The sequence below is a fragment of the Faecalimonas sp. genome (assembly GCA_029264305.1).
Taxonomy (GTDB): Bacteria; Bacillota; Clostridia; order Lachnospirales; family Lachnospiraceae; genus Faecalimonas.
Genome location: JARICA010000008.1, coordinates 227,236 through 242,807, shown reverse-complemented (window position 1 = coordinate 242,807; position 15,572 = coordinate 227,236). Strand labels below are relative to the sequence as shown.

Below are 15,572 nucleotides of genomic sequence, written 5' to 3'. Positions count from 1 at the left end.
AAGTTTTTCTTAATGCAAAAAAGAGATGTAGCCTTAACCACATCTCTTTGTATTTTTCTTATCCTTATGCTCTATTTACTGAACCGAATAATTCCATTTTTTCTTTTACTGTTGCTTTGATTGCTTCAAAACCAGGTGCTAATAATTTACGTGGATCAAATCCTTTTCCTTGTAAATCTTTTCCTGCTTCTACATATGCACGAGTTGCTGCTGCAAAAGCTAACTGGCATTCTGTATTTACGTTAATTTTAGATACACCTAAATCAATTGCTTTTTTAATCATATCTGCTGGAATTCCTGTTCCACCATGAAGAACTAATGGAAGTTCTCCTGTTAACTGCTGAATAGCATCTAATGTTTCAAAGCTAAGTCCTTGCCAGTTTTCAGGATATTTACCATGAATATTACCAATACCTGCTGCAAGGAAGTCAATTCCTAAATCTGCTACCATTTTACATTCTGCAGGATCTGCACATTCACCAGCACCTACAACTCCATCTTCTTCTCCACCGATTGAACCTACTTCAGCTTCAAGAGACATTCCTTTTTCTTTAACAATTGCTACTAATTCTTTTGTTTTAGCAACATTTTCTTCGATTGGATAATGAGAACCATCGAACATAATTGATGAAAATCCTGCATCAATACATTTCAAACATCCTTCGTAGCTACCGTGGTCTAAGTGAAGTGCTACAGGTACTGTAATGTTTAATTCTTCTAACAATCCGTTTACCATTCCAACGATTGTTTTGTATCCACCCATATATTTTCCAGCACCTTCTGAAACACCTAAGATAACTGGTGAATTGTTTTCTTGTGCTGTAAGTAAAATTGCTTTTGTCCATTCAAGGTTATTGATATTGAACTGTCCTACTGCATAATGTCCTGCTTTCGCTTTCTGAAGCATATCTTTTGCTGATACTAACATAATTCATTCCTCCGTTTGTTTGTCTATTTTTAACATAAGATAATTATACCCTAATTTTTTCAAAATGGAAACCCTAAATTCTGTTTTCCAACTACCTGACAAAATAAATGCCTATTTTCTCCTTCTTCCTAGCACATATGCCAAAGTAATCGCAGAAATTCCAAGTCCAAACACCATCATCTCACTGTGGCTCTTATCACCTGTTTTCACTGCATTATGTGATTGTTCTATAATTCCATTCTGCGAAGGTTTCTGTGCATTTGGTTTTGCAGGTTTAGAAGGAATCTGTGGTTTGTTTGGTTCTTCTGGGATTATCGGTTTATCCGGTGTTACTGGTTTATCTGGTTCTTCAACTTTCTCAAATTGTGCAATCAGATTTCTGTTTTTATCTGCTGTAAATGTATATTCTTTATCCATACTGATTACGGAATTATCTTCTACCCAACCTATAAATGTATATCCTTCATTTGCGTTGGCTATTACTTTTATCTCTTCTCCTATTTGATAAATAGATTTTTCCGGAACAATCTCTACTACCCCCATTTGCTCATGGTTAGGTTTCGCTGTAATGGAATATGTTTTTTCAGGAAATGTTCCTAAAAATTTAGCATCCGCCCAGTTCGCATGATCATTAAAATTATTTTCGCCTTGTAATGCTTTAAGTGTAACTTTCTTTGCATTTTTAGGTAATTCTACCGCAAATTTTTTCATTGGAGTCTTTTGTGTCATTTCACCACTATCAAATACATTTTGTCCATCCACTTCAATACAAAACTGTACTTTTCCGTCATTCGCATTATACTGACAATAATCAATTCCAACAAATCCTTCTAATGCTTTGTAACCTTTTCCAGCAATGTTATATACAATTACAGATTCTGCATGAGTTCCTAAACCTTTTTTAAATTCTACTGGCTCTCCTTTTTCATTTGCCAACTGAATTGTGCTTCCTAAATGATTTTTATCCCGATTTACTTGTGTTCCATAACCTACTGTAGCACTTTCCCATTCTAAATCTGATAAATATGCACCTTTTCTTAATGCAATGCGATAGGTTTCCTTTGTCTTTCCATCAGCGGCTGTTACAATAATGTCTACATTTTGGAGTCCATCATAAACATTCAACTCTCCCTCAAAACGATTTCTTGTTGCAGCCTTTTCTCGTCCTTGTTTAACTTCCACTGTGGCATCTGGATCAATGGTTGTTACTTTCAACATAACTTTATCTGCGTCCACAAACTGTTCACTTAGGTTTTTCTCATTTTGTATATCAGACGTGATATCTTTTTTACCTAAGAGAACTTCTTGAATTCCCGCATTTTGATCAAATTGTTTGTACACGGTTATGCGATAATTTTTCTTAAGCAGTTGATCTCCTGCCACACACTGAATAAGAAGAGTGTTTTCCCCTGATTTTAATTCATTAAATGTAGCCTCCAAACCATTTTTCACTTCACCATTCAAAGAAATTTTTACTGTTGAAACAGTTGTATCTACTTTAACCTTTAAGTGCTTTTCCGTTTTGTCTAACGCAAAGAAATAGTCTTCCTTTGTTCCATCAAAGTTTTCTATCACTTTTCCATTCAATGTAATTCCACTTACATTTATTTCTGATGAAGGCATATATGTCACATTTAAAATGTATTGTTTATAAGTTGTATTATCTTCTGCATAAACACGAATATAAAAACTATTTAATCCATTTCTAAATTTTGCCTTTGCTATATATCTGTTTCTCTCATTTGAAACTTTTAATGGCTTTCTATATTCACCTTCAAACACTTCTACTTTTCCAATTTTTCCTTCTGTTTCTACTACAACATCAGATGAAGTTGCACTACCAATTCCATTTGTATAGAAACTCCTTTCTTCTATCGGCTTGTTTTGTTCAAAATGAAGTTGAGGCATACTTAATTTATTTACTTGAATTGTACTATCACCTTTTAACTGTACAGTTAATATATATGTATTCTTTCCACGCACAATTTTAATTTCATCTTTATCTTGTACCTCTAACATAAGGTGATCTGTATTATTCCTTTTTCCTTCTACTTGTACGCCATTTTTATATACTCGAGTTTCTCCTATGCCATCATTTACAGAAACATAAGATACTTCTATTTTTTGTAATGCTTTTGGAACAAATACGCTCTGTTGCTTATTAGCACCACGTTTATATACAACACCATGATTTACAGAAATTTCCTGTAATTCATCTGTATCTTCCGGCGTAATTTCTGCCTTTACTTTTTCACTTGGTTTTCCTGTAATACCATATTGGTCTTTTGGATATACTTGACAAAAAATATCTGTTTTACCTGCAACGGAAAGTTCTTTTTCTTTCGTCACTATTGTTTTTTCTTCTTCATTTTCTTTCCAATACCATCTGTATACAGTTTCTCCCTCTTTTGCTCCCTGTTTATCAGCAAATGTATATTCTACTTTTACTTTACCATTTTCTCGTTTTGCTTTTACATCGGATACTGTTGGACGCTCCGTCTTACCTTTTTGCACTGAAATTGCGGTTTCTTTTAACAACGCAGCAAAATCTGTATCTGCACTTCCTACATGGAAATCTGAAAAAGTTACTTTCTTCGCTCTTGCTTTTGATTCCCAACAAGCCATGCCAATTTTATAATTATTTCCAAATGAAGCATTTGTAAATTCTTTTGCTGTCTGCCATTCTCCATTTTCCTTTTTATAAGAAAGTGTAATTTTGTCTGCTTTTTTGGTGATTCCTAAATACGCAGAACTTAGATTATTGTCTTCTACTTTTCCGTGATATTCTTGCGCAGAAGCATTTTTTTCTTCCACTGTAGCAATCCCATTATAATGAGATTTTTTTCCTACTGTTACATAATTGTCATCATCATTATACAAAATAAACGATGCTGTATCCCATTGATTATCCTCTTTGATTGGTAATCCATCTACTTTTACAACTGCTCTAAGATTATTTTTATCAACATTCTTCGGATTGTATAAAAATAAATTCTTAACCGTATTTGTATTTGTATATAAATCACCTGGCTGCATTGTCAATTCAATAGATTTTTCAGTCAACTTATACTTCGCCTTATCTTCACGTGTAATAGCAAAATCTGTATTTAATGCTTGTACTTCTCCACCATAAATAATAACTGCTTTTCTGTCTTTTGCATTTCCTTTAACTGCATTTACCCAAACAACACCATTTGCTTTTGCAGTAAATTCTCCTGTAGCAGAAATCGTTGCAATGTTTGTTTCTTCATTCGTAACAAAATCTGTTACCGACCAAGTTGCACCTGTTCCTTTTTTCAGTGTAAAGTTTATTTTTTCATTCACTTTCACTTCTTTATTATCATCTTCTTTAATTTGAATTGCATCAGATTCTGTTACTTCTCCAGCAACCGTCACTTCAATCTCATTTGATTTTACAATCGTATCATTCCATTGACAATAAGCAAAAACAGTTGTTTTCCCAGCCTTGATACCTTTAATCTGTCCATTTTTATTTACAATGGCTACATCTGGATTTGTACTTGCATAACAGATATTTCGTACTGGTTCTACTGGTGCTTGATTTTTATTACGAATGATTTTAATATCATCACCTTGAATTGAAATATTCTTTTCTGTCGCATCATCTTCTGCTATTGCGTATAATTTTAATCCATCATCATACACATTATTTTCAATCTTAATATCTTTTGATTTTGTGAATTCAAAAACATTATCTACATTTTTATTATTTGTATTTCCTTGCGCATCTGTTTTTAACTGAACAGATTGACCAGCTTGAATCGTTTGGTTTTGTAATGTAATCCCCACTTTTACATCTGGATTCATACGATATACTTTGTTATTTTTAAACGTCAAATTTTCTACACTTTCCGCCTTTACTACCGTATCTTCATCCATATAGAACGTATTTCCTTCAATACTAATGTTTTTATGGATTGGATTTGACGCATCTGGGAATTGTCCGCCCTTTGTTACTGGATGGATATATATCGCTGGCGCATATTCCCAACTTGTTCTTCCAATATCTTTTACATAAAACGTATTATTTTTAATTTTCATGTCTCGAATAGGTCCTGACTCGTACCAATCATTCGAGTCATTTGAAAGGAAAATAGTCGCCATAGACATATTATGAAAAACGTTGTTTTCAATTACAACTTCCTTTCTTGTTGTACAGAGTATACCTCGTGTAGGTACATTTCTAAACGTACAATTTCTAATTGTAACCTTTGGTGCATATGTCACGTTTTCTGCAACATATTTCGGCTGAACCCCAATTTTATCGGATAGATTGCTAGGTAATTCTTCTTTAAATTTCACTTTCATTGTGCGAAGATCATTTCCATGTTCGCCTGGATTAGAAATCACTTCTGCTACTTCATATTGCTTTTCTCCATCTGTTGAAGAAAGTAAATCTCTTGTGAAAAATTGTACTTTATCTCCTACATGATACTGTGGAAAACCTCCCTGTTGGTTATGAATATACTTCAGTTCTAATGTATGCGCATCTATTCTTTTTTCCACTCGAGTAAACGTTCCATGCAAATTAATCGGGTCATCATGTGTATTTGCAAAATTACAATTCTCAATTACAATCTCTCCTGAAGCACCTGAAGCATGAATACCATCTGCATAACTTACTGTTAAATGTCCTGAGCTTTCTCTTGGCATAAGATTACAATCTTTATAATATACATTTTCACTCATTTGAATTAGCCAACCAAACCCATGCATAAAATGTACGTTCACCTTTTCTGTATGAACATTTTTACTTTCCCAAGTAAATGCACCTGCTGTTTCTCTATGTGCACTACTTGCCAGTTCTAAAACCATACCTTTTTTTTGCATATTTGGTCTTTTCCCTACATAATGTACACGAACTTGATTATTTCCTATTTTCTCGATTTTAGTTGCTGCCTCAAACGGTCCTTGATTTGTATAGTATGCTCTTGTCATTTCTGACTCAGGTTGATAAGCCACTACTGAATATGCATTGTGAATTCCTTTTTCTGTCCAATATGGTTTATTTGTATATGGACTATTTTCACTCTTCCAAAGAATTGTATTTCCTTGAATTTCATATGGGAAACAATTTGGAATATAAAAATCGGTATACTCATGTATTCCTTCTTTTCCCATATTTGTTATTGTCATCTCAGATACTGTTGGAACAGCAAAATCCCATGAAAAATTATGTAATCTAATATTTTCTGATTTTGCTACAGCTAAAGCCATCATATTCCCATGCATCATAAAAAGAGACCCATTTCCCTCAATAGTAAGATTCTTTTGTTCTTCAATTAAAATACCAATTGTCTTCACTGGATTTTCAATACTATTCGTATTAGAAGTGTGATACTCTCTTTTCTGTGCTCTGTCTTTATAAATGTGATACTCTCCCTTTGGGAAATTTAATGTAACTGATTTTTTCCCTCCATCTGATACCTTTTTAGCTTCTTTTAATGCATTCCAAATTGACTCTGCACTGTCATTTACACCTGTTGGATCTGCCCCAAAATCAAGTACATCAATAACGATTGTTCCATTCTTCTTTTCATTGCCGTCTTTACTTTGTGCTAAACTTACCATCGGCTGAACCAATAAAGTAAATACGAGCAATATACTCATAATTATATTTCGTTTTGTATTTCTTTTCATAATATTCCTCCTTTACCATCTTCTATTTTGTATGTTTTCACTAATTTTTTCAATATTTTTTATTGTTTTTTATCGTTTTCGTTACTTTGTACATAGTATCTTTTCTTATCATTCAAATTTTCTTTATTTTTTGGATATTTTTACAAAGTATAGTTTTTTCTGCAACATTTTCCCAATAATAAAAAAACTGCCAAGTTCTTTTATAAAGAACTTGACAGTCTATATTAAAGTGACTCCAAGGGGAATCGAACCCCTGATTCCAGCGTGAGAGGCTAGCGTCTTAACCGCTTGACCATGGAGCCATTTTTCGTACTCGTATAGTATATAACATTTTATTATAATATACAAGTACAAAATTTATAATTCTTTATTTTATCATTGTCCAATACCCTTGGATAAAAATAAATAGCACAACAAGTGGTAAAATATATGTCAAATAAATTTTCACTATTTTATTTCTAGGAAACTTTAATCCAGTTCCAGCATTTGCTTCCTTCAAGAAATTATCCCATCCCCATCCATATCTTGTTACACAGAACAATAAATATACTAATGATCCAAGAGGAAGCAAATTGTCACTAACAATAAAGTCTTCTACATCCATAATACTCTTACCTGCCAATGTGAATCCTGACCAATCTGTCATTCCAAGTACACATGGAACACCTAAAATAATAAGAAAAATCCCATTAATGCATGTTGATTTCTTCAAGGACCAGCCCAACAATTCTCTCGTACACGTAATAACATTTTGGAAAACTGCAATAATTGTAGATAATGCCGCGAACGTCATAAATAAAAAGAATAATGTTCCCCATACACGGCCACCTGCCATTTCATTGAATACATTTGGCAATGTTACAAAAACAAGTCCTGGTCCTTCTCCTGGATTGATACCGAAAGCAAAACATGCTGGGAAAATAATTAACCCTGCCATAATTGCCACAAACGTATCCAATAATGTAACACTGATTGCTTCACCAGCTAGCGTTCTTTCTTTCCCAATATAACTACCAAAAATCGCTAAAGCTCCAATTCCAATACTCAATGTAAAGAAAGATTGTCCCATTGCCGCAAATACAGTTGTTCCAATTCCAACCTCTTTCATTTTACTCAAATCTGGTTTTAAATAAAACGAAAGTCCTTCCATCGCATTTGGCAATGTTAACGCGCGAACAACAAGCACAACCATAATCAAAAATAAACTAACCATCATTGCTTTTGTAATTTTTTCTACTCCTTTTTCCAATCCGAAAGAGCATACAATCAAACCTATAACTGAAATTACTAGCATCCAAAACAACATTTCGTTTCGATTTGAAGTCAATGTAACAAAAATTTCTGAAATCTGTTTTGCATTCGCCCCTACAAACTCACCTTTTGCCATTTTCACAAAGTAGGCAATCATCCAACCTCCTACAGTTGTATAGAACATCATAAGTAAATAGTTTCCGGCAATAGCAAAATATTTATGTATATGCCATTTTGATCCCTTAGGTTCAAGCACCTCATAAGACTTCGCAACACTTTTCTGACTCGCTCTTCCTACAGCAAATTCCATCACAACAATGGGTAAGCCTAAAACAAATAAAAAGAACAAATATAGTAGCACAAATACTCCGCCTCCATATTGTCCCGTAATATATGGAAATCTCCATACATTACCTAAACCTATCGCACACCCCGCCGAGATTAGAATAAACCCTAATCTCGAAGAAAATTTTTCTCTCTTTTCCATCTGTAATTTTTCCTCTATTCCTCTTCTTTTTTCAATGAACATTCCATCAGTGATGCTTTATATTCCGCATCTACCATAATTTGCAATTCTTTTTGAACATTTTTAATGATTACTTTATCGTGTTCTCCACCAAACTCCCCGTCAAGCGTCCATGAAACTTCTTCTAACGATTCAAATATGACCTCTTTCGCTTTAAATGAATACATATATTTCGAATCCTGTTGTTCTGAGACAAGGGAAACAATGATCCCTTGTAACTCCAATGGATTTTTCGGCCTTTTAATCAAAGTTGCTTCAAATTCCCCATCATCAAATACAACTTTTTTTCCTACCATATTTTTAAATCCACCTACTGAGCGCGAATTTGTTACCATCCCAAAAATAAATTCATCCTCAATCACTTCTCCATCGTGAGTTACACGCATATTATAAGAAGGGATATTAAACAATCGCTTCGTTCCTTCTAAAACATATGCTAAATGACCAAGAACATTTTTCACTTCTTGTTTTGTCTGATAAGAAACATCTGTAAATAAACCAAATGCAGCAATATATACAAAAACATCCTTATTGAATCGTCCAACATCACATGAAAATATTTCCCCATTCACTGCAACATCAGCTGCTTTCAACATTTCTCTCGGAATATGTAGACTTTTCGCAAAATCATTTGTTGTTCCTGTAGGGATATATCCAATTGGAATCTTCTTTTCCCTTTCCATCATTCCTGTCACAACTTCATCCAACGTTCCATCCCCGCCACTACATACTAGAAGATCATAATCTCCAGTGAAGTTTGCAACTTTTTTATAACCATCTCTATACTTTTGCGTCGGATATACTGTTATCTCATATCCAGCTTTCACAAAAATGTCAAAAATATCAGATAATTTTGGTTTTAACAATCCTTTTCCTGCATTGGGATTATAAATAAACAATAATTTTTTCATACTGCCCTCCATATATTTCAAAAAAGATTGCGTCAAGACGCAATCTTTTCATCTATTTCCCAGCTACTAAAAGTTCTTTCATCTTTTCTGTTGCCATAGTTTCGTCATCACCATCTGCAACTACTGTTAATTCATCGCCTGTTGAAAGTTGAAGGCTCATCATTCCCATTATGCTTTTTGCATTAATTTTTTTTGTTCCTACTTCAATAAAAACTTGACTTTTAAATTCATTTGCCACCTGGACTGCCTTCGCTGTCACTCTTGCACAAATACCATCTTCTGCCTGAATCGTCACCGGTTGCTTAATCATAACATACCTCCTTGTTTTCTCTGAGTTTATCGGCCATTTCACCCAATTTTCTCAGACGGTGATTCACTCCCGATTTTCCTACTGGCGTAATGAGTAAATCCCCTAATTCCTTTAATGTTGCTTCTGGATATTCTAATCTTGTCAACGCTACATCTCTCAAAGCATCTGATAGATTTTCCAATCCAATTGTATCACGAATATACACAATATCTTCCACTTGCTTGACTGCTGCAGAAACTGTTTTATTAATATTCGCCGTTTCACAGTTTACTTTTCTATTCACTGTGTTACGCATATCTTTTATAATACGCACGTTTTCAAATTTCATCAATGCAACATGTGCTTCTATGATATTAAGAAGGTCTGCAATTTGCGCTCCCTCTTTGACATATACAACATAAGATTTCTTTCGCAATATTACTTTTGCATCAATTCCAAAACTATTCATCATCTTTTGCAACTGCTCAGCTTTTGCACAGACAGCACAAACAATTTCAAAATGATAGGATTTTTCTGGGGCGCTTATAGAACCCGATGCTAAAAAAGCACCTCTGATAAACGCCCTTTTACAACAATACTGCTGGACAATTACATTCTTCACTATAGAAAGTTCTTCAAAAATGTCTCCGTCCTCTTTCATCAGTTTCGTTGCTTGAAGCACCTTTATTGCGTCTTCATGCGTTTTTATAATAATCCAATAGGAAACACTCTGTCTTGCCAGATTTTTCCGTATGGAAATTTCAGTTCTTATATTAAATGTTTTTTCTAGTAATGTAAAGCACTTTCTTGCAACAATCACATTTTCTGTATGTATTTTTATTGCATAATGGTTATTACTATCAATCATAACACTTCCGCACATACTGATTAATGCCGAAAGTTCTGCAATCTGACAATGCCTTGCCGAACTTATCTGCACTCCTAATTCTTCTTTAATTTCTCCCGAAAACGACATCTGCCACCTCTATTATACCTTTCTGAGTGCATCTTTTTCAATGTCACGATGCTCAATTCTTACTCCATACTGATTTTTCTCTTTAAAATAATTATATAAAGCATTCGCCAATGTAACGGATCTGTGTTTTCCACCTGTGCAGCCTATTCCAATTACTAATTGATGTTTCCCTTCTGTGATATAGTTTGGTATTAAAAACTCAATCATTTCCTGCAATTTTTGCAAAAACACATCTGCTTTTCCGTTACTCATCACATACTCTTGCACTTCTTTTTCATTTCCCGTTTTAGGTCGAAGTTCTTCTATATAGTATGGATTCGGAAGAAAACGAACATCAAATACTAAATCAGCATCATTCGGAATTCCATATTTGAATCCAAAAGAAACAATTGTCAAATATAAATTCTTATATTCTTGATTGTCTACAAAAATTTTCTGTAGTGCCTGTTTCAATTCTCTTGTCAACAAAAGGCTCGTATCAATAATATAGTCCGCTTTCTTTTTGATCGGTTCAAGAATTTCTCTTTCTTGATAAATCCCATCTCCAATACTTCCCTGCGCCGTAAGTGGATGGGTTCTTCTTGTTTCCTTATATCTTTTTACCAAAACGTTGTCATTTGCATCTAAGAATACAATTTCACAGTCAATTCCTTTTAACATTTCCTCTAATTCGAGAAAATCCTGTCCTCCTCTTATATCAATTCCCAATGCAATTTTGTTAAATTCCGTTCTAGGTATTTTTAATAATTCTGCTAACTTAGGAAGTAACGGAATCGGTAGATTATCCACGCAAAAATACCCTACATCTTCTAATACTTTTAATGCTGTACTTTTCCCAGCTCCTGACATTCCAGTTACAATTACAACTCTCATCTTAAAATTCTCCTAGTTTTTTTACTTCTGGCTCAAGTATAACTCCAAATCTTTCTTCTACTTTTTCTGAAACTTGATTCATTAAATTCACTATATCTTTCGCTGTTGCATTTCCTCGGTTAATGACAAATCCACAATGTTTTTCTGAAACTTGCGCATCTCCAATTTGAAATCCTCTAAGTCCTGCTTGCTCAATTAACTGTCCTGCAAAATGTCCTGCTGGTCTTTTAAAAGTACTTCCTGCACTCGCATATTCAAGAGGTTGCTTTTTCACTCTCTGTTCACGAAGCTCATCCATATACTCCCGAATCTCTTCTCTATCTTTCTCTTTTAAATTCATAACAACTTCTAAGGCAATATATCCTTTTTTCCCAACAATACTTGTCCTATATCCCAATTCTAACTCTTCTTTATTTAAAACAAGAATTTCTCCTTCTCTTGTCAAGACGGTCACTTCTTCTAGGACATCTTTCATTTCACCACCATAAGCGCCTGCATTCATAACAACCGCACCGCCTAAAGTTCCTGGAATCCCTCCTGCAAATTCAAGTCCACTTAAACCATTTTTACACGCTTCACTTGCCACTTTAATGAGCAATGCGCCTGCCTGTGCCTTTATTCTCGTTCCAGTCACTTCTATTTTTTCCATCTGCTTATATAAGCAAATAATCACTCCTCTAAATCCCTTATCTCCTACCAAAAGATTACTTCCTTTTCCCAAAAGATAAAATGGCATTTCCATTTCATTGCATAAACAAATAATCTTTTGCACTTCCTCTATAGTATTTGGGCAAACAAAATAATCTGCAGGTCCACCAATGCGAAATGTAGTATGTTTGCTCATTGGTTCATTTATGAAAACTCTTTCTTTATCTATAATTTCTCTTACTTTATCTAAAAATTTCACTTCCATAGTTGTCTCCTATATTTATATACACTCTAATATTAAAACATTTTTTTTCATGATACACTAATCCAACTCCAAATTCAATAAACTCTTGCAAATTCATAAAAAATACGATATATTAAAAATGTTAATTATTTTTAGTATTTAATATAAAAGGAGTGAAAACAATTGGACTCGAGTGTAGTCACCCAAAGTATCGTTTTAATTATTTTACTTGTACTTTCTGCATTTTTTTCGTCAGCAGAAACATCGCTTACTACCGTTAACCGAATACGAATGCGTTCATTGGCAGAAGAAGGAAATAAACGTGCCAAAATGGTTATCAAAATTACCGAAGATTCCGGGAAGATGTTAAGTGCAATTCTAATTGGTAATAACCTTGTAAACCTTTCCGCTTCTTCCATCACAACCAGTATTGCGTATGTTTTTGGTGGTTCAGCAGTTGCAATTGCTACAGGTATTATTACATTGTTAATTCTTTTATTCGGAGAAATTTCTCCAAAAACGGTGGCGACAATTCATTCAGAAAAACTTTCATTAGCTTATGCTTACCCAATTAGTTTTCTTATGAAGATTTCTACACCATTTATTTTCATCGTAAATAATTTATCAAGAGTAATCTTATTTATTCTCAGAGTAGATCCCAATACAAAAAATAGTTCTATGACTGAGAGCGAACTGCGAACAATCGTTGATGTTAGTCATGAAGATGGCGTTATTGAATCTGAAGAAAAGGAAATGATCTACAATGTGTTTGATATGGGAGACGCAAAAGCTAAAGATGTCATGGTACCACGAGTACATGTTACATTTGCTGATGTAGAAAGTAGTTATGAAGAATTAATTAGAATTTTTCGCGAAGATAAATTTACTCGATTACCTGTTTATGAAAATACAACAGACAATGTTATCGGAACAATTAACATGAAAGATTTGCTTCTTTATGATAATAAAAAAGAATTTCATGTCCGTGATATTCTCCGAGAAGCCTATTTTACTTATGAATACAAAAGTATTTCCGAATTACTTGTAGAAATGCGAGAAGCTTCTCTCAATATCGTTATTGTTTTAGATGAATACGGCGAAACAGCAGGTCTAATTACTCTAGAAGATTTGCTTGAAGAAATTGTTGGAGAAATCCATGATGAGTACGATGAAAATGAAGAAGAATTTTTTAAAGAAATTAATGAACACGAATTTATTGTAGAAGGTTCTATGAACTTAGATGATTTAAATGACCGTTTAGATTTAGGATTAATTTCTGAAGATTATGATTCTCTTGGCGGATTTATCATCGAACAATTAGATCGTCTACCTGAACTTCACGATGAAGTTATTACAGATTCAGGTATTCGACTTGTTGTAGAAACATTAGACAAGAACCGAGTGGAAGATGTACATATTTATCTCCCAGAAAGTTATCATAAAGAGAATACTTCTGATGAGAACTAAACTTATATATCTCTTTTTGTTTGAAATTTAAATGAATAAAAATGGAAGAAGATCCAAAATCTTCTTCCATTTTTTTATTATTTTATCGAACCTTTTGTCATTCCCGACACAAGAAATTTTCTAAAAATCAATGCTGCTATTGCTGGTGGTATTACTGCTAAAAGTCCTGCTGCTGCTGTTATTCCGTACTGTACCATATCCTTTGACATAAATTCCGACGTCACAATAGAAACTGGTTTCGTTTCTACAGATGAAGCTAAAATAAGTGGAATTTGAAACTGACTCCAACCACTTAAAAACATTATTAAAATAGATGAAAAAATAACAGGGTAGGATATTGGAAGAATAATTTTCAAGAAAGTATACACCCTTCCACAACCATCCACTCTTGCTGCTTCCTCCAATTCTTTTGGAATTGTATCAAAATAATTAGATATTAACCACACATTCATTGGTAAAAATGAACTCACATAAATCACACTTAACCAAAAAATATTATTTAACAATCCTCTATCTACAAAAATTCTGAACAACGGAATAATCGTTGCAAAAACAGGAATAACCATTGTAATAAGTAATATATTACGAATCATCTTTTTCCCCGGAAATTCCATTCTAGCCAAAACATATCCACTCACAAGAGCAATTGGTACACCTAATAAAATAGTACACCCAACTGCTTTCATAGAATTAAGTAAACCAGTAAATAATCGAATATGTTGTGGACTATTTACTTGAAATAATATTTCATAATTCTTCCATGTTAATTCTGTTGGAAATAAATTTACTGTATTCTTAAACATCTCATACTCTGGAGTTACTGACACAATAAACGCCCAAATAAATGGACCTATTGTAAAAATAAGAAAAATAGTCACCGCAACAATATATAAAACCGATACCTTTTTACGTTTTTTCATTAATACTCTACCTCCCTATTTAAACTTCTTAAATAGAAAAATCCAAGAATTGCTGACAACAACATAATGATATAGGTCAACGCACTACCTTTCCCAAAATCCAAAAATGAAAAAGTTGTAAGATAATTTTCTATCAATAAATTTTTCCCTAAATCTTTGTAACCGGATATAGCCACAATCTCGTCAAAAATATTAATGGCAGTAATGGATGCAGAGGTAAGGCCAATCAGTAAAAATGGTTTTACTAAAGGTAATGTAATATAGAAAAAACTCGATTTTCTATCTGCCCCGTCTATTTTAGCCGCTTCATATAATTCTTCCGGTATTGCTCGTAATCCTGATACTGTAACGATTGCACAAAATGGAGCACTTCTCCATGCAACTACAAGAGCAACCACGAGAAGTAACAACCATCTATTTGTCAACCATTCTATCGGCTTATCAATAATATTCAAATAAATAAGAAGCTTATTCATAAAACCATAGCCAGAATAAAATACAAACTTCCAAATAATTCCATTTACAATCGGTGGCATTGCCCAAGGTAAAATAGCAATCGCAGTTAAAATACCCGAAATTTTTGTGTCTTTATTTAAAATCATCGCAACGACAAATCCACATATAGTCGTTACTACCACTACAACCACAAGCAAAAACAATGTGTTTTGTAAACTATACCAAAATACATCTGATTTCAGTATAGATATATAATTGTCTAGTCCAATTAATTTAATATCATTTGGTGCTGTCAATTTCATTTTATGAATACTGTAAGAAAATGTCAGACCAATTGGATATAATACCCATGTACATATAATAAGAATTACTGGCATAAGAGCAAGGTATGCCAGTAATTTTTCTTTTTTCCTTTTTATCAT

At 33.5% G+C, this 15,572-nt stretch carries 11 protein-coding genes and 1 tRNA gene; 1 reads left to right on the top strand and 11 read right to left on the bottom strand.

What is annotated here, in order from left to right:
* Positions 1-64 precede the first annotated feature (64 nt).
* From fba to murB, 9 genes are all read right to left on the bottom strand, one after another.
* On the bottom strand, positions 65-928 hold the full coding sequence (gene fba / locus ACY2U7_RS01785; RefSeq protein WP_461810008.1) for a class II fructose-1,6-bisphosphate aldolase: 864 nt from the start codon (positions 926-928) through the stop codon (positions 65-67).
* Positions 929-1,039: 111 nt separating this feature from the next.
* A complete protein-coding gene (locus ACY2U7_RS01780; RefSeq protein WP_461815739.1) occupies positions 1,040-6,589 on the bottom strand; it encodes an NPCBM/NEW2 domain-containing protein in 5,550 nt (1,849 codons plus the stop codon).
* 230 nt (positions 6,590-6,819) lie between these two features.
* Positions 6,820-6,891 (bottom strand) — tRNA-Glu (locus ACY2U7_RS01775).
* A 65-nt stretch (positions 6,892-6,956) separates the two neighbouring features.
* The gene (locus ACY2U7_RS01770) at positions 6,957-8,327 is read right to left on the bottom strand and encodes a sodium-dependent transporter (protein ID WP_461815738.1); all 1,371 of its coding nucleotides are present in this window, start codon (positions 8,325-8,327) and stop codon (positions 6,957-6,959) included.
* Positions 8,328-8,341: 14 nt separating this feature from the next.
* On the bottom strand, positions 8,342-9,277 hold the full coding sequence (locus ACY2U7_RS01765) for a diacylglycerol/lipid kinase family protein (protein WP_461812673.1): 936 nt from the start codon (positions 9,275-9,277) through the stop codon (positions 8,342-8,344).
* 52 nt (positions 9,278-9,329) lie between these two features.
* A complete protein-coding gene (locus ACY2U7_RS01760) occupies positions 9,330-9,587 on the bottom strand; it encodes an HPr family phosphocarrier protein (RefSeq protein ID WP_461810004.1) in 258 nt (85 codons plus the stop codon).
* The gene (whiA, locus tag ACY2U7_RS01755) at positions 9,580-10,542 is read right to left on the bottom strand and encodes a DNA-binding protein WhiA (protein WP_461815737.1); all 963 of its coding nucleotides are present in this window, start codon (positions 10,540-10,542) and stop codon (positions 9,580-9,582) included. The genes ACY2U7_RS01760 and whiA overlap by 8 nt, the downstream gene beginning before the upstream one ends.
* 12 nt (positions 10,543-10,554) lie before the next feature.
* Positions 10,555-11,415 (bottom strand): RNase adapter RapZ, encoded by an 861-nt coding sequence (rapZ, locus tag ACY2U7_RS01750; protein WP_461812671.1) that lies wholly within the window; start codon positions 11,413-11,415, stop codon positions 10,555-10,557.
* A gap of 1 nt (position 11,416) precedes the next feature.
* On the bottom strand, positions 11,417-12,328 hold the full coding sequence (murB, locus tag ACY2U7_RS01745) for a UDP-N-acetylmuramate dehydrogenase (protein WP_461812670.1): 912 nt from the start codon (positions 12,326-12,328) through the stop codon (positions 11,417-11,419).
* A gap of 162 nt (positions 12,329-12,490) precedes the next feature.
* On the opposite strand from murB, the gene ACY2U7_RS01740 reads away from it, so the two are divergent.
* Complete coding sequence (locus ACY2U7_RS01740) at positions 12,491-13,774, top strand: HlyC/CorC family transporter (RefSeq protein WP_461815736.1); 1,284 nt, start codon at positions 12,491-12,493, stop codon at positions 13,772-13,774.
* 77 nt (positions 13,775-13,851) lie between these two features.
* On the opposite strand, the gene ACY2U7_RS01735 is transcribed toward ACY2U7_RS01740, so the two are convergent.
* Both ACY2U7_RS01735 and ACY2U7_RS01730 read right to left on the bottom strand, forming a co-directional pair.
* Positions 13,852-14,694: a carbohydrate ABC transporter permease gene (locus ACY2U7_RS01735; RefSeq protein ID WP_461812668.1), complete on the bottom strand. Its 843-nt coding sequence runs from the start codon at positions 14,692-14,694 to the stop codon at positions 13,852-13,854.
* Positions 14,694-15,572: a carbohydrate ABC transporter permease gene (locus tag ACY2U7_RS01730; RefSeq protein WP_461812667.1), complete on the bottom strand. Its 879-nt coding sequence runs from the start codon at positions 15,570-15,572 to the stop codon at positions 14,694-14,696. Before ACY2U7_RS01730 ends, ACY2U7_RS01735 begins: the two co-directional genes overlap by 1 nt.